We start from the raw sequence: 17,889 nt of genomic DNA, 5'->3' as shown, positions 1-17,889 counted from the left end.
TCTCAGTACTCTCGGTCATGACTCCAGAGATGCGGACCCCACAACCGACCAGTCCCGAGGCCGCCGCGGCGATGGAGACGCCCGGGTGGCTCGGACCGGTCGGTGCCGGCATCGCCGGCGGCGTCGCGATGGGCGCGCTGATGGCCATCACGATGCCCGAGACGCTCTCGACGGCCATCCCCGCCCTCTACGGTCTGGAGGGGTCGCTGGCCGGCGTCACCGCCCACCTCGCGCACTCCGCCGTGTTCGGCGTCCTGTTCGCCGCCATCGTCCGCTACGGGAACCTCGGGCGCTACGCCGACGACATCGGCTCCAGTACGGCCCTCGGCGTCGCCTACGGCGTCGTCCTCTGGGTCGTCGCCGCGAGCATCGTGATGCCCGCCTGGCTGGGCGCGATGGGCATGGAGACTGTCGTCCCGACGTTCGACACGATGTCGCTCCTCGGCCACGTCGTCTACGGTGCGGTGCTCGGCGCGCTGTTCCCCTCGATGCGGGGCTACTGACGCACCCACCCCGAAGACTGCTTTTCGCACGTCCGGTCCGCGAGCGCCCGCGAGTTCCCGACCGCCGAGTGACGGGTCTCAGAACAGATATGTCGATTCGGCGATTCGACGATTCGACCAGAACGCGGATGTTCGCCGCCGAATCAGGACGCGATGGACGTGGACCGACAGAATCCACCCGTTCCGTCCGCGAGTCGTCGCCGGTTCCTGTGAGTCGGGTCCGCCGCGGTCGCCGCCGGTGTCGTCGGCGTTCCCGCCCTCAGCGGCGTGGCCGCGGCGCACTTCCCCGCTGAACTCGACGTCGACCTCCAGCCGGGGAACGCCGAGAACTTCGTCGACCTCGACGACCCCGACCACGCCACCGTCCTCCCCTCCGAGTTCCTGAGCGACGGGGAGCGGACGACGTTCGACCCGACCGGGGAGGACGTCCGTTACCGCTTCGGCTCCCGGAGCGCGCTTGACGACGGCGAGGGCGCACGCCCGGTCGACGGTGGCGAGGTCGTCGAGCGGACCCACGGCCACGGTGAGAACGCCGAGACCGTCGAGGCGCTCCAGTTGCGGTTCCCGGTCGCGGACACCGGCCTCGAACCGGACGATGACACCGCCTGGCTGTTCTGGGAGCGCGACGAGTCCGGCGAGCACGGCCTCTCCGGGTTCGACACCCTCTCCGTGTACGGCCGCGGGATGCCGTCCGAACGGGGTCTCGCCGACCTCCACGAACGGCTGCTCGAACTCCTCCGCGAGGACTGAACACCGGCCCACCGCTCGACCGGTCCCGGCGGGCCGTCCCGCCGTCTCAGTCCAGCAGCCAGGTCAACAGCGCCTTCTGGGCGTGCAGACGGTTCTCCGCCTGCTGCCAGACCAGCGCCCGGTCGCTCTCGACGACGGCGTCGGTTATCTCCTCGCCCCGGTGAGCGGGCAGGCAGTGCATGACCTGTGCGTCCGTCTCCGAGAGCAGGGCGTCGTTCACTTGGAAGCCGCCGTCCTCGAAGACGGCGAGTTTCTCCTCGCGTTCGCCCTCCTGACCCATGCTGACCCAGACGTCGGTGTACACCACGTCGGCGTCCGCGACGGCCGCCGCCGGGTCGTCGGTCGTCTCCGGGGCCGTCCCGAGTTCGGCGGCCCGGTCGAGCACCGCCGGGTCGATGCCGTAGCCGTCGGGCGCGGCGACGGTGAGGTCGACGCCCGCGAGGGCCGCCCCCAGCACGAACGACTGGGCGACGTTGTTGCCGTCGCCGACCCACGCGACGGAGGCGTCGAGACCCACCGTCTCGCGGACCGTGAGGAGGTCGGCGAGCGTCTGGCAGGGGTGGGCGTCGTCGGTCAGGCCGTTGACGACGGGCACCGTCGCGTACTCCGCGAGTTCCACCACGTCGTCGTGGTCGAACACGCGCGCCATGACGCAGTCGACGTACTGAGAGAGGGTGCGCGCGATGTCCTTCACCGGTTCGCGCCCCCCGAGGCCGATGTCGTCCGGCCCGAGGAAGATAGCGTGCCCGCCCAGTTGTGTCATCCCTGTCTCGAAGGAGACGCGGGTGCGCGTCGAGGGCTTCTCGAAGACCATCCCGAGGGTCTGCCCGTCGAGGTAGCGATGCGGGTCGCCCCGTTCGACGTACCCCTTCAGCGCCGCCGCGCGGTCGAGGACCGCCAGCAGTTCCTCCCGCGAGAGGTCGTCGACGTCGACGAGGTGACGCGGGGTACCGTCCCCGCGCATCAGGACTCACCCTGCAGCGTGCGCGCGACCGATTCGAGGACGGCGACCGAGCGGTCGAACGCCGCGAGCGAGAGGTGCTCGTCGGGCGCGTGGTCGAGGTCCGAGTCGCCCGGCCCGTACGTCACCATCGGGCAGTCCCACGCCTTCGCGTAGAGGTTCATGTCCGCGGTGCCCGTCTTGCGCAGGAGGCGGGGGTCGCCGCCCGCCTCGCGGATGGCGACGCGGAACGCGCGGGCCACCTCGGTCCGGGGACTCTGCATGACGGGGGGCACCGAGTCGTGCCAGCGGACGGTCCCGCCGTTCAGTTCCCCGTCGGCGACCTCGCGCACCTCGTCGACGGTCAGCGAGGGGGGAACGCGGAACTGCACCTCCATCGTCGCCTCCACCGAGAGGCCGTCGTCGCTCGTCCCGCCCTGCACGTCGATGGGTTTCGGGGTGACGCGCTCGAAGACTGGCGTCCACTCGTCGCCGTCGTCCGCGAACGCGGCGGTCACCGCGTTCCACCAGTCCATCCCGTCCTGGATGGCGTTGTTCTCGGGGCGGGAGGTGTGCCCGGAGGCACTCGTGGCGACGTACGTGCCCGCCAGCAGCCCCCGGTAGCCGAGGGTGATGCCGTCCCATCCGGAGGGTTCGCCGTTGACGACGGCCTCCGGGGCGGCCCGGTCCTCGACGAGGTGGTGCGCCCCTCGCGAGTCGACTTCCTCGCCGACGACGCCGACGAACGAGACGCCCGTGCTGACCGCGGCGACGGCCATCGCCACCAGCGGACCCTTCGCGTCGACGCTCCCTCTCCCCCAGAGCTCGGGGCCGTCCTCGTTCGCCTCGGCGGCTTCACCGCCTCCGTCTCGGGTCGTCTCCGCCGACCCGCCGTCTTCTACGCGCACGGGGATGTCCCCGGGGACGGTGTCGATGTGCGAGGTCAGGAGCACTGCGTCGTCGGCGGGCGCGCGGACGTTGCCCACGTCGTCCAGCCACGCCTCGCGGCCGTGGGACTCGAAGAACGAGACCAGCAGTTCGGCGCACGCGCGTTCCTCTCCGGTGACCGAGGGCGTGGCGACGACCTCCTCCAGCAGTTCGCGGGCCGCCGCGTCCGAGACGTGCGAGCCGGCGCCCTCACCGGTCGTACAGGGTGACTCGCTCATCACACGACCTCCGACAGCGCGTCCACGACGCTGTCACAGTGCTCCTGCTCGACGACAAGCGGCGGGAGCAGTCTGAGGACCGTTCGCCCCGCGGGGAGCGCCAGTATCCCGTGGTTCATCGCCAACTTCGGCAGTAGGCGGTTCGCCCCGCGTTTCACCTCGACGCCGAGCATGAGGCCCTGCCCGCGGATATCGCGCACCTCGTCGCCGATGGCGGCGTCCAGTTCGGTCTGCAGGTAGTCGCCCATGCTCGCCGCGTTCCCCGGCAGGTCCTCCTCGACGACGACGTCGAGGGTGGCGTTCGCGGCCGCACAGACGACGGGGCCGCCCGAGAACGTCGACCCGTGGGGGCCGGCGCCCTCGGCGACCCAGTCCCGACAGAGCGTCGCGCCCATCGGGAGGCCGCTGGCGATGCCCTTCGCCGTGGTGAGGACGTCGGGCGTCACGCCGTGGCCCTCACAGGCCCAGAGGTCTCCGGTGCGGCCGATGCCGGTCTGTATCTCGTCGAGTATCATCGCCGCCCCGTGGTCGTCACAGGCCTCCCGCACGGCTTCGAGGTACTCGGTGGACGCGGGGTTGATGCCGCCCTCGCCTTGCAGGGGTTCGAGGATGACCGCCGCCGTCTCGTCGTCGACGGCCTCGGCCATCGCCTCGCCGTCGCCGTACTCGACGAACTCGACGCCGCCGGCCAGCGGTTCGAAGGGCTTCTTGTACTTGTCCTTCCACGTCGTCGCCAGCGCGCCCATCGTCCGGCCGTGGAACCCGCGGGTCGTCGCCACGATCTTCGAGCGTCCGGTGGCGCTCCGGGCGAACTTCAGGGCGGCCTCGTTGGCCTCCGTCCCGGAGTTACAGAGCCAGACGTTGTCGGCGTCGCCGGGCGCGAGCGTCGAGAGCTTCTCGAACAACTCGTCGCGGACGCCGACGGGGTACGACGCCTGCACGTACAGCAACTCCTCCAGTTGCTCCTGCGTCGCCGCGACCACGTCGGGGTGGCAGTGGCCCGTCGGCGTCACCGCGTAGGAGGCCCCGAAGTCGAGGAACTCGTCGCCGCCCTCGCTGTAGAGATACGGCCCCTCGCCGCGGGCGATGCGGACGGGCTTCTCGTTGAATACGAAGTTCGTCATTCGGCCACCTCCGTCTCCGCCAGCGCGTCGGGGAGCATCGTCGTCCCCTGCCCGTCCAGCGCCGCCGTGATCGGCGCGTCGGCGTTCGCGCTGGCGACGACGGCGCTCGTCGCGCCGCCCTCCAGCGCCTCCGTCGCGGCCATCACCTTCCGGGTCATGAACCCCTCGGCGGCGTCCGTGAGCGCGTCGTACTCCTCCGGACTCGCGACCCGGTCGATGACCGACTCGGGGTCGTCGAGGTCCGCGAGCACGCCGGGAACGTCCGTCAGGAGGACGAGGTCCGCGCCGAGTGCGCCCGCCACCGCGGCGGCCGCCCGGTCGGCGTCGGAGTTGACCGCCAGCCAGTCGTCCCCGTCCTGTGCGAGCATGGGGACGGTGACGACGGGCGTGTAGCCCCCTCCCAACAGCGTCTCCAGCAGGTCGGCGTTGACCGCTTCCGCCCGCCCGGAGTGGTCCCCTCGGCGAATCTTCTTCTTCCCGTCTTCGAGGACTCTCACGGCCGACTTCCGGGGGCCTTTCAGCAGGCCGCCGTCGACGCCCGAGAGCCCGACGGCCTCCACGCCCGCGTTCTGCAGGCCGACGACGAGGTCGGTGTTGAGTTTGCCCGGCAGCACCATCGAGAACACCTCCATGGTGCGCTCGTCGGTGAACCGCCCGACGACGCCGGAGGGCGTCTCGACGTATTCGGGGTCCTCGCCGAGGGCGTCGAGCGTATCGTCCACCGCCGTCGACCCGCCGTGGACGACGACTACCTCCTCGCCCGACGCGACGAGCGAGGCCACGTCCGCGAGCGCGCCCTTCGGGTCGACGGCGCGAGCGCCGCCGATTTTGACCACGACCGTCACAGTGACACCTCCGTGGAGGCCGCACCGCGGGGCGGGACCGGACGCGGGGACGTCTGTGCTGTCGTCGCCCGTTCCATCGCCCGTCCATCCAGCGTCGTGTCCGTTTCGCGTATCATGAAAACTACCTCTCTCAGGGTGTCCCCACGGGGTGGAGCCCCTGAAACTCCAGTCCGGCCGTCTCCTCGAAGCCGAGGGCGATGTTGGCGGCGTGGACCGCCTGGCCCGCCGACCCCTTCATCATGTTGTCGATGGCCGAGAAGACCACGATTCGTCCGTTCGCGGGGTCGAGTTCGAACCCGACCTCCGCGTAGTTCGTCCCCGCCACCGCCTTGGGTTCGGGGTAGCGATAGACGCCGCCCCCGCCCGCGACGAGGCGGACGAACGGTTCGTCCTCGTAGGCCTCGCGATAGGCCCCCCACAGGTCGCCCTTCGTGACGGGTTCGTCGGGGAACAGGTGACAGGTCGCCGAGGCCCCGCGCACCATCTCCACGGCGTGGACGGTGAACGCGACGCTCCCGAAGAACTGCTCTATCTCCGCCTCGTGGCGGTGGCCCGTCGGCGCGTAGGGCCGGACGACGCCCGAGCGCTCGGGGTGGCTGGAGGCCTTTCCCCCACTCGCGCCGCCCTCCGACGAGCCGACCTTCACGTCCACGACGGCGCGTTCGTCGCCCGTGAGGATGCCCGCCTCCTTCAGCGGGTGGAGACCCAGCAGGGTCGCCGTGGCGTTACACCCCCCCGAGGCGATGAGGTCCGCACCGCGCAGGTTCTCCCGGTTGAGTTCGGGGAGCGCGTACTCCGACTCCGCGAGGAGTTCGGGACGCGAGTGTCCGTCGTAGTAGGCGTCGTAGGCCGCCTCGTCGTCCAGCCGGAAGTCCGCCGAGAGGTCCACGACGGTGTCGGCGGCGTCGCGGAACGCGTCGATGCGGTCCATCGAGACGCCGTGGGGCGTCGCGGCGAACAGCACGTCCACGCTCTCCAGGTCCTCGGGGTCGGTAAAGCGCAGGTCGAGACCCCGCAGGTTGGGATGCGAGTAGCCGACGGTCTTGTTCGTGTAGGAGCGACTCGTCGCCTGTGCGATCTCGAACTCGGGGTGAGCCGAGAGCAGGCGGAGGAGTTCGCCGCCGGTGAACCCGCTCGCGCCGACGACGGCGGCGGTGGCCGTCTCCGTACTCATGCGCTGACCTCCGCGGGCACCTTCGTCTCCAGCCAGTCGACCACGCGGGCGGCCACGTCCACGTCCGTCGCGTCCGAGAGGGCCTTGAACTCCACCGTGTGGTTGACCTCGTGGACCGTATAGCCGGACTCGCCGGTCTCCATCAGGTCCACGCCCAGCAGGCCCCCGCCGACGGCCTCGCTGGCGCGTTCGACGAGGTCGAGTGCCTCGTCGTCCAGTTCGAACGGTTCGGCCGTCGCGCCCTTCGCGGCGTTCGTCAGCCAGTGGTCCGAGGTGCGCGTCATCGCGGCCACGGGTTCGCCGTCCGTCGCCACGACGCGGATGTCGCGGCCGGGTTTCTCGACGAACTCCTGGACGTAGAACACCTTGTGCTCGTAGTGGCCGAGTGTCGCCTTGTGTTCGAGGATGGCCTCGGCCGCCGACCGCGAGTCGATCTTCGCCATCAGGCGACCCCACGACCCCACGACGGGCTTGAGGACGCAGGGGTAACCGAAGTCCTCGATGATCTCCATCGCCGTCTCCTTCGTGAACGCCACCTCCGTCCGGGGGGTGGGGACGCCCGCGTTCGAGAGCGCGAGGCTGTTCTTGGCCTTGTCCGCGCATACCTCGGCCGTCTCCGGGCCGTTCACGACCGGGACGCCGTAGCTGTCGACGAACTGACTCGCGTAGAGGCTCCGGCTGGTGGCGAGACAGCGGTCGAGGACGACGTCGCACTCCGCGAGTTCGGCTGGCGGTTCGTCCAGCGCGAACCGCAGTTTGCGGACGTCGAGTTTCGCCACCTCGTGGTCGCGCGACCGGAGTTCGTTCAGCAGGAGCTTCTCGTCCCGCCGAATCCGGGAGTACAGCACGCCGACACGCATTCTATTCGCCCCAGTCCTCTTCGAGTTCGGGTGCCGTCTCGAGTTCGACGGGGTCCGTCCCGATGACCTCGAGTTCGGCTCCACACGTCCCGCAGTCGATGATCTCGCCGGTCTCAGCGTCGTCGTGCAGGGTCACGCTTCCCCCACACTCGGGGCAGTCTACCATTGTACTCGGTACTGACCACCATAGCCACTTAACACCAGCGATTGTGTCAAAGAAAATTAACGACCGAAGCAGAGCTAACGGCCCGCAGAACGGCGCGAACGTCGGATTCGATTTCGGTGTATCATCGGTGTGGTAGTTCAGTCCCGGCCGAAGCCGGCGGCGGTCGGGCACCCGGGACCGGTCGTCGGACGGCAGGGGCGGCGGGGGTGCGCGCGGTCACGACCGTCGACTCACGCATACCCGTTCACCTCCTCGCGGAGCGCCGCGTTCGCCGTCGCCAGCGCCTCGCGGCGCGCTTCGAGGGCCGCCGCGTCCTCGGCCAGTTCCGTCCCGGCGCGTTCGACGTGCGCGGCCACCGCCTCGGGGGCGGGACCACCCAGCGAGTCGCGCGACGCGACGTTCTCGACGGGGTCCAGCGCCGCCTCCACCGCCTCGCGGGAGGCGTACGTCGAGAGGGGGTCGTCCAGTACCTCCTCGGCCGCCGCCGCGACGGCGTCGTAGTCCGCGCCGCTCTCAGAGGCTTTGGCGACGATTTCGTGTGCGGTCCGGAACGGCAGGCCGCCCGCCGCCAGCAGGTCCGCCACCCCCGTCGCCGTCGAGAAGCCCTCGCTCGCGGCGTCCTCCAGTACTTCTTCGGGCCAGTCGGCCGTCGCCACCGCGCCCGCGGCGACGTCCGTCGCGTGGGTCACGGCGTCGACCGCCTCCCACGCGTGGGGCGTCGCGCGCTGCAGGTCGCGGTTGTACGCACGGGGCAGACCCTTCAGCGTCGTCAGCAGGCCGTTGAGCCCCGCGCTCGCGTCGCCCGCCGTCGCCCGCACGAGTTCGAGGGTGTCCGGGTTCACCTTCTGGGGCATGATGGAGGAGGTAGAGGAGTAGTCGTCAGAGAGGGCGACGTACCCCTTGTTCGCGAAGACGACGAGGTCCTCGGCGAGACCGGAGAGGGTCGTCGAGAGCGTCGCCAGCGCGCTCACCGACTCCACGAGGAAGTCGCGCGTCGCGCTCGCGTCCATCGCGTTCTCCAGCACGCCGTCGAACCCGAGTAGGGCGGCGACGCGTTCGCGGTCCACGTCGAAGGTGGTGCCCGCGAACGCCGCCGCGCCCAGCGGCGACCGATTGACCCGCTCGTACGCGTCGAGCAGGCGGGCCGTGTCGCGGGCGAGCGCCTGCGCGTACGAACAGCACCAGTGGGCCACGGTCGTCGGCTGGGCGGGCTGGAGGTGGGTGAAGCCGGGCATCACCGTCTCGGTGTGCTCCGCGGCCACGTCGAGCAGCGCCTCGCGGAGCGTCACGGTCGCCTCCACGGCATCCAGCAGGTCCTCGCGGAGGCGATAGCGGATGCACGTCGCCACCTCGTCGTTGCGCGAGCGGGCGGTGTGCATCTTCCCGCCGACGGGGCCGATCTCCTCGATGACGGCCGTCTCGATGGCCGCGTGGACGTCCTCGCCGTTCGGCAGGTCGTCGTGGCCGGCGACCTCCACGATGTCGAGGGCGGTGAGGATGTCGCCCGCCTCGTCGTTCGCGACGATTCCCCGTTCGGCGAGCATCACGACGTGCGCGCGGTCCACCGCGAGGTCCGCGTCGAAGATGCGCTCGTCGGCGGCGAGCGACGAGAGGAACTCGCGGGCGGGGCCGCCGCTGAAGCGCTCCCTGCGCACCACGTCGCTGTCGCCGGACGCCGTCCGGCTCCCGGAGGAGCTTCCCCCCTCGCCGTCGCCGACCATGATTACTCCTCGTCTCCGGTCCCGTCGTCCGTGAGGTGGCTGGCACCGCCGTCGGTCACCGCGGCGGGTGCCTCCTGCCCCCCGATGACCTGCTTCGCGAGGCGGCCCTGGAAGCCGTGGTACTTCGCTACGCCCGTCGCGTCGGCCTGTTCGATGCCGTCGACGGTCTCCGTGTTGAACGAGGCGGCCGACTCGGAGTACACCGCGAAGTCGCTCTCGCGGCCCACCGGGCGACACTGCCCCCCCTCCAGTTTCAGGGTCACCGTCCCGGTCACGCGCTCCTGCGTGCTCGCGATGAACCCGTCGAGGGCGTCGACCAGCGGCGCGTCCACGAGACCCTGGTAGGCCTTCTCAGACCACTGCTGGTCGACCTGCTTCTTGAACGAGCGCTCCTCCTGCGTGAGGACGAGGCCTTCGAGCGCCTCGTGTGCGTTCAGCAGGGCCGTCGCGGCGGGGTGTTCGTAGTTCTCGCGGACCTTCAGGCCGAGCATGCGGTCTTCCATCATGTCCGTACGACCGACCCCGTGTTTCCCGGCCACCTCGTTCAGGTGGTCGATGAGGGCGACTGGATCCATCTCCTCCCCGTCGACGGCGACCGGGTAGCCGTCCTCGAACTCGATTTCGACGAGTTCCGTCTCCGCGTTCCCGGGCGTGTCGGTCCACTCGTAGATGTCCTCGGGGGGCACGTAGCCGGGGTCCTCCAGGTCGTCGCCCTCGACGGAGCGACTCCAGAGGTTCGTGTCGATGCTCCAGGCGCCCTCGTTGCCGCCCTCGACGGGCAGGTCACGCTCGGCGGCGTACTCGCTCTCCCACTCGCGGGTGAGGCCGAGTTCGCGCACCGGCGCGATGACCGCGAGGTCGGAGGCGCGCCAGACGGCCTCGAACCTGAGCTGGTCGTTGCCCTTGCCCGTACAGCCGTGGGCGATGGCGGTACAGCCCTGTTCCTGTGCGACGTCGAGGATGGCCTCGGCGATGACGGGGCGCGCGAGGGCGGTCCCGAGCGGGTAGCCCTGGTAGTCGGCGTTCGCGCGGACCGAGTCGAAACAGAGGTCCGCGAACTCGGCTTGCGCGTCGACAACGTAGTGGTCGAGACCGAGTGCCTCGGCCGTCTCCTCGGCCTCGTCGAACTCCTCGGCCGGTTGGCCGACGTCGACGGTGACGCCGATGACCTCGTCGTAGCCGTACTCCTCTTTCAGTAGCGGGACGCAGACTGTCGTGTCGAGGCCGCCCGAGAAGGCGAGCGCGACTTTCTCCGTGTTCGTCGTCATTGGTGTGGTGTGTGCTGGTGTATCAGGGCGCGCCGGAACGCGGCGCGTGGTCGTCGAGAGCGATGCGGAAACCGACTGGGAAGTGAGTAGAGTTGGGCCTAACGGCCCGGTCGCGGTCGCAGGAGAACGAGGCGGTACCCACCGCTCGACGCGCCGTCGGTGGAGTGGGCCCGTGTCATTACTGAATCGGTACTGCCCGACGAGTATAAACCTGTCTCGGTTGGCAACGCTTACGTCGGCGTGTTAGCGCCACTCACGACCGTTGGAGGGGTTTTAGTTCTCTCGGCGTGTGGTGGGTGTGTGAACAGCCGTACCGAAAAGAGTACGACGAACTGGCGGTCAGTTCGACCGATACACGTCGAATGTCCGGTTCGAGCGGCCACGGCTCGTCACCGAAGATGTCGTACAGCCTGAACGCGCCGGTTCCCGAGTCGGTCCGAGCGCTCGCGGCGAGGCTCCGCGAGGACCTGCCGGCGGGCGTCCGCCCACGCGAACGGCCCACCCTCGTCGTCAAGCGTGTCGGGGACGGCGATCACCGCGCACTCGCCGACCGAACGCGGGCGGTTCTAGGAGACGCCTCGCCGTGTCCGGCCCGAATCGCCGGACTGGGGACGTTCGCCGCCGCCACCGGCCCCGTCACCTACCTCGCCGTCGAGAGTCCCGGCCTCCGCGCCCTCCACGACCGACTCTGCACCTCGTTCGACCCCGTCCCCGACATCGAGGGCGAAGACTACGTCCCGCACGTGACCCTCGGGCGCGGCGGCGACCCGGACGCGGTGAGGGCGTTCTGCGAACGAGGGGTCGACCCCGTCGAGTGGACCGTCTCCTCGCTCCACCTCTGGTCGGCACGCTACCGGGAACCCGTCACAGCGATACCAGTCGGGTGAGCCGCTCCCGGGACCCCGCCTCAGGGCACCGGCGGCGCGCCCGTCCACGCGTTCATGTCCGAGTAGAAGTTGAGCATCGCGAACTTCAGCTTCGGCGGGTCGATGTCGATGTGTTCGACGCGCTCCCCGACCGGGAACGCGTCCGTGACGCTGTACTTGCGCATCTCGCGGCGCGCGCGCTTCGTGTACCGTTCGTCGAGGAGGACGCGCACGCCGAAGTCCTCCGGCGAGCGGACGACCCGCCCGAGGGCCTGCCGGGTCTTTCTGACCGTCGGCACTTCGACGGCGTACTCCCAGCCGGGGTCCTCGCTCTCGGCGTCGGCGAACGCCGTCGCGTAGGCGTCCTGTACGGCGTCCATCCGGTCGTCCAGATGTGGGTAGGGAACGCCGACGACCACGACGGTCCGGGCGTCGTCGTCGTCGAAGCTCACCCCCTCGGCGAGCGTGCCCCACAGCGAGGTGAACAGCGCGCCGTTCTCGCCCGACGTGAACCGCTCGCGGAGGTCCTCTGCGCGCTGGCCGGGCCTGTCGAGGTAGAGGGTGGCGTCGACGGACCGCGAGAGCATCTCGTGGTAGCGCTCGGCCTCCCGATAGCTGGGGAAGAAGACGAGCGTGTTGCCCGGCGTGAACCCGACGGCGTCCGAGAGGGCCTCCGCGACCTGTCGCTGGACGCTCGGGTCGTCGCGCTTGCTGGCGAACAGCGCCGGGAGGTCCACGGCGTAGGTGCGACGGCGCTCCTCGGGGAACTGCTCGCCGTAGGCCATCGTCACCGGGCCGGTGTCTCCGCCCCCATCCTCGCCGTCGCCCGCGACGCCGAGGACGTCCCCGAGCACGTCGAACGGGCGGAGCGTCGCGCTCATCAGGACGCTCGCGTGGAGTTCGCCGAACAGGGGTTCGGTGACCCGACGCGGGATGCAGGTGTACAGCTCCGCGCGGCCGTACATCCGGTCCTCGTCGTCTGCCCCACTGGACGCTCCGTCCGGGTCGGCGTCGTCGCCCCCGCTCATCCCGCGCCCCGGCCGGCGCACGCTCACGACGGGGTACTGGCCCTCCTCGTCGGAGTCGCGCAACCAGTCGTCGACGAACGTCGCGGCCTGCAGGACGCGACACTCCTTTCTCGTTCGCGTCTCGCCTTCCTTGTACGCCTCGTGGTACTGGCGGTCCAGCGCGCCGCCGAGTTCGAGCGCCTGGTCTAAGTCCTCGTGGATGCCCTTCCCGGTGTAGGCGTCGAGGAAGGCGAGCGTCAGGTCGTCGCGGCCCCGGTCGTTGACGATGGAGAGGTCGTACCAGTCCTCGCCGACCTGTCCGCGTTCGCCGAAGGCGAGGGCGTCGTCGTAGGTGGTCGCGAGCGCTTCGCGGAACGCCGAGACGACGTTTCGCGTCGGCCCGACACGCGGGTCGTTCGCCTCGTCGAGTTCGCCCAGCGCCCCGTCGAGGGTGGGCTCGGCGAGCGTCCGGGTGGCGTGGTCGCGGGCCGCGTCCTCGACGTTGTGAGCCTCGTCTAAGACGACGACCACGTCCTCGGGGTCGCGGCCCAGCCACCGGAAGAACTGCTCGCGGATCATCGGGTCGAGCAGGTGGTGGTAGTTGCAGACGACGAGGTCGACGCCCTCCATCCCCTCCTTCAGCAACTCGTACCCGCAGAAGCCCTCGTCGTGGGCGTGTTCGTATATCTCGTCGGGCGTCCGCACGTCGTCGAACAGCCACTGGTAGAACGCGTCGGTGTCGCCGACGAGGTTGTTGTAGTAGTAGTCGCAGGTGGCGGCCTCGCGCAGGTCCTCCAGTTCGTCTTCGAGCGCCGCGAGTTCGTCCATGACGGCCTGCCGGCCCTCGGCGGCCCCCTCTTCGCCGCGTTGGGCATCTTCGAGTAAGTCGTCCTCCCGGTCGCCGAGCGTTCCCTTGTCCTGTTCGACTTCGACGAGTTCGCGGGTGGTGTCTCGGAGGGCCTGACACTCCTCGTAGCCCACGTCGATGTGGCACATCGACCCCTTCCCGCGGAAGACGACGGCTCGAATCGGCTCCTGTCGGGTGATGGCGCGGGCCTCCTCGATGAACTGGCGCGTCTGCTGGTGGACGTTGGTCGTGATGACGACCGTCTTGTCCGTCTGGCGGGCGTGTTCGAGCGCCGGAACGAGCGCCGCGAGCGTCTTTCCCGTCCCGCAGGCCCCCTCGAACAGCACGTCGCGCCCGTCGTCGAGCGCACCCGCGATGTCGTCCATCGCCTCGCGCTGGTGGTCGTAGGGCGTGCCGTACGGGAAAAACCGCATGTACGCCGGGTCGGTCACTACGGTCTGCTTGCGCGCTGTCTGCTAAAAGGCTTCGTGCGAGGGTTCAAGGGGGAGAGCGGGGCCACCGACGGCGTGACCTGACCTCCCGACGCGCGACGGGTCGCGGCCCCACGCGGGAACGGACGGGCCGCGGGCGCAGGTGTGTGGCACGCCCGTCGTGCGAGTCGTGAGTGCCACCTGTTCGCCCCACGAGGTGCTTCAGACCTCCGGTTCGATGTACACCTTCTTCACCATCGGCTGGCGCTCCATCATCGCGTTCTCGATGGCCGTGATCTGGTCGTCTATCTCCTCGACGCCGAGGTCGTGCTCGAAGGTGACGTCCGCGGTGACGATGAGGCGCTCCGGGCCGAAGTAGACGGACCGAAAGTCGTCGATGTGCCGGACGCCGTTCCACCCGGCGATGAGTTCACGGAGCGGCCGCTCGTCCTCCTTCGGGAGGCTCTCGCCGAGGATGAGGCGCTTGTTCTCCCACGCCAGTGCGAGCGCGAAGCCCATCAGCATGAGGCCGATGAGGAACGACGCGACGGCGTCGTATATCGGGTCGTTCGTCACCCGCGAGAGGTAGACGCCGACCAGCGCTAGCCCCGCGCCGCCGATGGCGATGGAGTCCTCGGTGAACGCCGTCAGCGTCGTCACGTCGCTGGTCTTGCGGAACGCCTCGCGGAGGGTCTCCCAGTCGTTCTCGCGCATCTGCCGGGTCATCCCCTGGTAGGCCTTGTAGAGCGCGTAGCTCTCGAAGACGATGGCCCCGATGAGGACGATGTAGTTGACCCACACCCCGGGAATCTCGATTCCCACCAGTGGGAGCGTCGCGCTTCCCGTGCTCACCGGGTGGGGGTGGACGATGGCCTCGTAGCCGTGCTTGGCGGACTCCCAGCCCGCGATGCCGAACAGGAGGACTGCGACGAGAAACGAGTAGAAGAACTGTGCCTTCCCGTAGCCGAAGGGGTGGCCGCGGTCGGCCTCTTTGCTGCTGTAGCGGATGCCCACGAGGAGGAACACCTGATTGCCCGTATCGGAGATGGAGTGGTAGGTCTCCGAGAGCATCGCGGCGCTCCCGGTGATGGTGAAGCCGATGAACTTCAGTATCGCGATGGCCCCGTTCGCGATGAGTGCGGCGATGACGACCGACTTGCTGCTTGCCATTAGACGGGCCGACTCCCCGGTACGGGAAAGGCCTACCGCCACGTTTCTTAAACGCGCTCGCCCGAGTCCCGATATGATTACCGTCGTTTCGGACACCCACGGCAGGGACGGCCACCGACTGACGGGCCGGACGCTGGAGGCCGTCCGCGAGGCCGACCTCGTCTGTCATGCGGGCGACTTCCTCACCGCCGCCGTCCTCGACGCCTTCGAGGCCGAGTCCGCCCGGTTCGCGGGCGTCACCGGCAATAACGACACGGTCAGGGTCCGCGATCGCCTCCCGGCACGACGAACCGTCGAGTTCGAGGGCGTGCGCATCGCCATGGCGCACGGCCACAAACACAGCGACACCGCGCTGGCGATGTACGGCCGGCAGGAGAACGCGGACCTCGTCGTCGTCGGGCACTCCCACCGCCCCGAGTTCCGGTCGGTCGCCGACGTCCCCGTCCTGAACCCGGGGAGCCACGCCGACCCGCGGCGCTACGAGGCAGCCCACGCCGAACTCGCCCTCGACCCGTTCCGCGGCCGCCTCGTGACGACCGAGGGCGAGGAACTGGAGCGGTTCTCCGTCGGCGAGTAGGCGGGCCGCGCCCCCGAAACGCCTTTGCCCGGCTGTCCTCCAGAGAGGGTATGCAGGTCTTCGGGCTCGACCCCGTCCTCCTCGGTATCCTGGCCGTCGTCCTCGGCATCATCCTCGCGCTCTACCTCATGTTCCGCCGGACGATGGTCGCGTTCCGCGAGGGCTACGACGACCGGCGGCGCTAGTCCTCCAGCCCGGCGATTCGCTCGACGGCCGTCTCCACGTCCGCGCGGGAGACGTCCCAGTGGGTGACGAACCGGACGACGTATTCCCCGAACGGCACGCCGTGGACGTCCACCTCGCCACAGCGTTCGAGAAACGCCTCCGCGGGGTCGTCGGTCTCCACGAGGACGATGTTCGTCTCGGGGTCGTGGGCGTCGAGGCCGTCGAGTTCGTCCAGACCGTCGGCGAGGACGCGGGCGTTCCCGTGGTCCTCGGCGAGTCTGTCGACGTTCTCCAGCGCCCGGATGCCCGGCGCGGCGATGATACCCGCCTGCCGCATCCCGCCGCCGAACAGTTTGCGGACCCGGTGGGCGGCCTCGACGAAGTCCTCGCTCCCGGCGAGCACCGACCCGACGGGCGCGCCCAGCCCCTTCGAGAGACACGTCATCGTCGAGTCCACCTCGCGGGTCATCCGTGAGAGGGGCACGTCGCGGGCGACGGCGGCGTTCGCGAGGCGCGCCCCGTCGAGGTGGACGGGGACGCCCAGTTCGTGGGCCGCCTCCGCCGCGGCGTCCAGTTCCTCCGGCGCGATGGCGACGCCGCCCTTCGAGTTGTGGGTGTTCTCCAGACAGAGGAGGCCCGTCCCGGCGCGGTGGTCGTCGGCCTCGACGTAGCCCTCGCGGACCTGTTCGGGCGTGACGGTGCCCCGCTCGCCGCCGTCGACGGGTCTGACCTGTAACTGGGCGTGCTGGGCGAACCCGCCGAGTTCCCACTTGTAGACGTGACTCTCGCGTTCGACCAGCGCCTCCTGCCCGCGGTCGGTGTGGACGCGGGCGGCGATCTGGTTGCCCATCGTCCCGCTGGGGACGTACAGCGCCGCCTCGTAGCCCAGCAGGTCGGCCACCCGTGATTCCAGTTCGTTGACGGTGGGGTCCTCGCCGTAGACGTCGTCGCCCACCTCGGCGTCGCTGGCGGCCTCCCGCATCGCGTCGCTCGGACGAGTGACCGTGTCGCTGCGGAGGTCTATCATGGACCGCCCTTCCCGGGCGACGAGTAAATAGGGCGTGGTGCGCGGCCGGCCGGTTCCGTCCACCTTGCCCGACCGTGTCGCCCCCGGGAGGGCGGGACGGACGGGAACTTCGAAAGCCGTTTTCCCTCGCCCCGGCACGGTCACTCATGGACCCGCGAATCCGCGAACACGCCGACATCATCGTCGAGCACTCGACCGACCTGCAGGCGGGCGAGAACGTCGTCATCGACGCCCACCCGGTCGCCGAGGACCTCGTCGTCGCCCTCCACGAGCGAATCGCCGACGTGGGGGCGAACCCGCTGGTCGTCTCCGAGCGTACGGGCACGCGCTTCCGGCGAGCGTACCTCCGGAACCACGAGGGGGACTTCGACTTCCCGGACCACCAGATGGCGCTCTACGAGGCGATGGACGTCTACATCGCCATCCGTGCCTCGGACAACGTCAGCCAGACGAGCGACATCGACCCCGAGACGACCCGCGAGTACGACCAGGTCACCCAGCCCATCCTCGAGGAGCGCCTGGGCAAGACGTGGTGTCTCACGCAGTTCCCCGCGGCGGCCAACGCGCAACTCGCCGAGATGAGCACCGAGGAGTACGAGAGCTTCGTCTGGGACGCCACCATCCGCGACTGGGACGAACAGCGCGAGTTCCAGTCGCACATGGTCGACATCCTCGACCCGGCCAGCGAGGTGCGCATCGTCTCCGGCGAGGAGACGGACGTGACGATGAGCGTCGAGGGTATGACGACGCTCAACGACTACGGCGAGGCCAACCTCCCCGGCGGCGAGGTGTTCACCGCGCCCGTCCCCGACAGCGTCGAGGGGACCGTCTACTTCGACAAGCCCGTCTACCAGCAGGGCCGCGAGATCACCGACGTGCGCGTCACCTTCGAGGGCGGCCGCGTGGTCGAACACTCCGCCGCGAAGAACGAGGACGTCCTCACGAACATCCTCGACACCGACGAGGGCGCGCGCCGCCTCGGCGAACTGGGCATCGGGATGAACCGCGGCATCGACCGGTTCACCTACAACATGCTGTTCGACGAGAAGATGGGCGACACCGTCCACATGGCCGTCGGGCGCGCCTACGACGACTGCGTCGGCGAGGGACGAGAGAAGAACGAGTCTGCCGTCCACGTGGACATGATCGTCGACATGAGCGAGGACTCGTTCATCGAGGTCGACGGCGAGGTCGTCCAGCGCGACGGGACGTTCAGGTTCGAAGACGGTTTCTCCCAGTAGGACGACCCACCGCATCCGGGGCGCGAACGTCGCGGGGACCC

At 69.6% G+C, this 17,889-nt stretch carries 18 protein-coding genes; 6 read left to right on the top strand and 12 right to left on the bottom strand.

Annotation, left to right across the window (positions count from 1 at the left end):
* The first annotated feature begins 17 nt into the window (after positions 1 to 17).
* The gene (locus NKG96_RS15855) at positions 18 to 503 is read left to right on the top strand and encodes a histidine kinase (RefSeq protein ID WP_254536143.1); all 486 of its coding nucleotides are present in this window, start codon (positions 18 to 20) and stop codon (positions 501 to 503) included.
* A 267-nt stretch (positions 504 to 770) separates the two neighbouring features.
* Positions 771 to 1,253, top strand: coding sequence for a hypothetical protein (locus NKG96_RS15850; RefSeq protein ID WP_254536142.1), 483 nt, complete (start codon positions 771 to 773; stop codon positions 1,251 to 1,253).
* Between the two features lie 46 nt (positions 1,254 to 1,299).
* Here NKG96_RS15850 and argF read toward each other — a convergent pair whose 3' ends face one another.
* The 9 genes from argF to NKG96_RS15805 form a co-directional block, all read right to left on the bottom strand.
* Positions 1,300 to 2,217, bottom strand: a complete 918-nt coding sequence (argF, locus tag NKG96_RS15845) for an ornithine carbamoyltransferase (protein WP_254536141.1) — start codon at positions 2,215 to 2,217, stop codon at positions 1,300 to 1,302.
* The gene (locus NKG96_RS15840; RefSeq protein ID WP_254536140.1) at positions 2,217 to 3,359 is read right to left on the bottom strand and encodes a [LysW]-lysine hydrolase; all 1,143 of its coding nucleotides are present in this window, start codon (positions 3,357 to 3,359) and stop codon (positions 2,217 to 2,219) included. The genes argF and NKG96_RS15840 overlap by 1 nt, the downstream gene beginning before the upstream one ends.
* Entirely contained in the window at positions 3,359 to 4,483 is a 1,125-nt protein-coding gene (locus NKG96_RS15835) for an aspartate aminotransferase family protein (protein ID WP_254536139.1), read from the bottom strand. The genes NKG96_RS15840 and NKG96_RS15835 overlap by 1 nt, the downstream gene beginning before the upstream one ends.
* Entirely contained in the window at positions 4,480 to 5,328 is an 849-nt protein-coding gene (locus NKG96_RS15830; protein ID WP_254536138.1) for an acetylglutamate/acetylaminoadipate kinase, read from the bottom strand. Before NKG96_RS15830 ends, NKG96_RS15835 begins: the two co-directional genes overlap by 4 nt.
* 130 nt (positions 5,329 to 5,458) lie before the next feature.
* Complete coding sequence (gene argC / locus NKG96_RS15825) at positions 5,459 to 6,502, bottom strand: N-acetyl-gamma-glutamyl-phosphate reductase (protein WP_254536137.1); 1,044 nt, start codon at positions 6,500 to 6,502, stop codon at positions 5,459 to 5,461.
* The gene (gene lysX, locus NKG96_RS15820; protein WP_254536136.1) at positions 6,499 to 7,362 is read right to left on the bottom strand and encodes a lysine biosynthesis protein LysX; all 864 of its coding nucleotides are present in this window, start codon (positions 7,360 to 7,362) and stop codon (positions 6,499 to 6,501) included. The genes argC and lysX overlap by 4 nt, the downstream gene beginning before the upstream one ends.
* A gap of 1 nt (position 7,363) precedes the next feature.
* A complete protein-coding gene (lysW, locus tag NKG96_RS15815) occupies positions 7,364 to 7,528 on the bottom strand; it encodes a lysine biosynthesis protein LysW (RefSeq protein ID WP_254536135.1) in 165 nt (54 codons plus the stop codon).
* Positions 7,529 to 7,758: 230 nt separating this feature from the next.
* Complete coding sequence (gene argH, locus NKG96_RS15810) at positions 7,759 to 9,249, bottom strand: argininosuccinate lyase (protein WP_254536134.1); 1,491 nt, start codon at positions 9,247 to 9,249, stop codon at positions 7,759 to 7,761.
* 2 nt (positions 9,250 to 9,251) lie between these two features.
* Positions 9,252 to 10,517, bottom strand: a complete 1,266-nt coding sequence (locus NKG96_RS15805) for an argininosuccinate synthase (RefSeq protein ID WP_254536133.1) — start codon at positions 10,515 to 10,517, stop codon at positions 9,252 to 9,254.
* Positions 10,518 to 10,915: 398 nt separating this feature from the next.
* On the opposite strand from NKG96_RS15805, the gene NKG96_RS15800 reads away from it, so the two are divergent.
* Positions 10,916 to 11,404 (top strand): 2'-5' RNA ligase family protein, encoded by a 489-nt coding sequence (locus NKG96_RS15800; protein ID WP_254536132.1) that lies wholly within the window; start codon positions 10,916 to 10,918, stop codon positions 11,402 to 11,404.
* Positions 11,405 to 11,424: 20 nt separating this feature from the next.
* Here NKG96_RS15800 and NKG96_RS15795 read toward each other — a convergent pair whose 3' ends face one another.
* Positions 11,425 to 13,671 (bottom strand): ATP-dependent DNA helicase, encoded by a 2,247-nt coding sequence (locus tag NKG96_RS15795; protein ID WP_254538156.1) that lies wholly within the window; start codon positions 13,669 to 13,671, stop codon positions 11,425 to 11,427.
* Positions 13,672 to 13,890: 219 nt separating this feature from the next.
* Complete coding sequence (locus NKG96_RS15790; RefSeq protein ID WP_254536131.1) at positions 13,891 to 14,838, bottom strand: cation diffusion facilitator family transporter; 948 nt, start codon at positions 14,836 to 14,838, stop codon at positions 13,891 to 13,893.
* Positions 14,839 to 14,911: 73 nt separating this feature from the next.
* On the opposite strand from NKG96_RS15790, the gene NKG96_RS15785 reads away from it, so the two are divergent.
* A complete protein-coding gene (locus NKG96_RS15785) occupies positions 14,912 to 15,415 on the top strand; it encodes a metallophosphoesterase (RefSeq protein ID WP_254536130.1) in 504 nt (167 codons plus the stop codon).
* Between the two features lie 50 nt (positions 15,416 to 15,465).
* Positions 15,466 to 15,600, top strand: coding sequence for a DUF7859 family protein (locus NKG96_RS20935; protein ID WP_256558096.1), 135 nt, complete (start codon positions 15,466 to 15,468; stop codon positions 15,598 to 15,600).
* Here NKG96_RS20935 and NKG96_RS15780 read toward each other — a convergent pair.
* Positions 15,597 to 16,607 carry a threonine aldolase family protein gene (locus NKG96_RS15780; protein ID WP_254536129.1) on the bottom strand — a complete coding sequence of 337 codons (1,011 nt, stop codon included), beginning with the start codon at positions 16,605 to 16,607 and terminating at the stop codon, positions 15,597 to 15,599. The two genes, NKG96_RS20935 and NKG96_RS15780, sit on opposite strands and share 4 nt — an antisense overlap.
* Before the next feature lie 146 nt (positions 16,608 to 16,753).
* Between NKG96_RS15780 and NKG96_RS15775 the strand changes: the two genes are divergently transcribed.
* Positions 16,754 to 17,848, top strand: a complete 1,095-nt coding sequence (locus tag NKG96_RS15775) for an aminopeptidase (RefSeq protein ID WP_254536128.1) — start codon at positions 16,754 to 16,756, stop codon at positions 17,846 to 17,848.
* The last annotated feature ends 41 nt before the right edge of the window (positions 17,849 to 17,889 follow it).

It is taken from the genome of Halomarina litorea, assembly GCF_024227715.1.
Lineage (GTDB): Archaea > Halobacteriota > Halobacteria > Halobacteriales > Haloarculaceae > Halomarina > Halomarina litorea.
The sequence above is the reverse complement of the archived record's forward strand: the minus strand, read 5'-3'. Positions and strand labels throughout refer to the sequence as shown.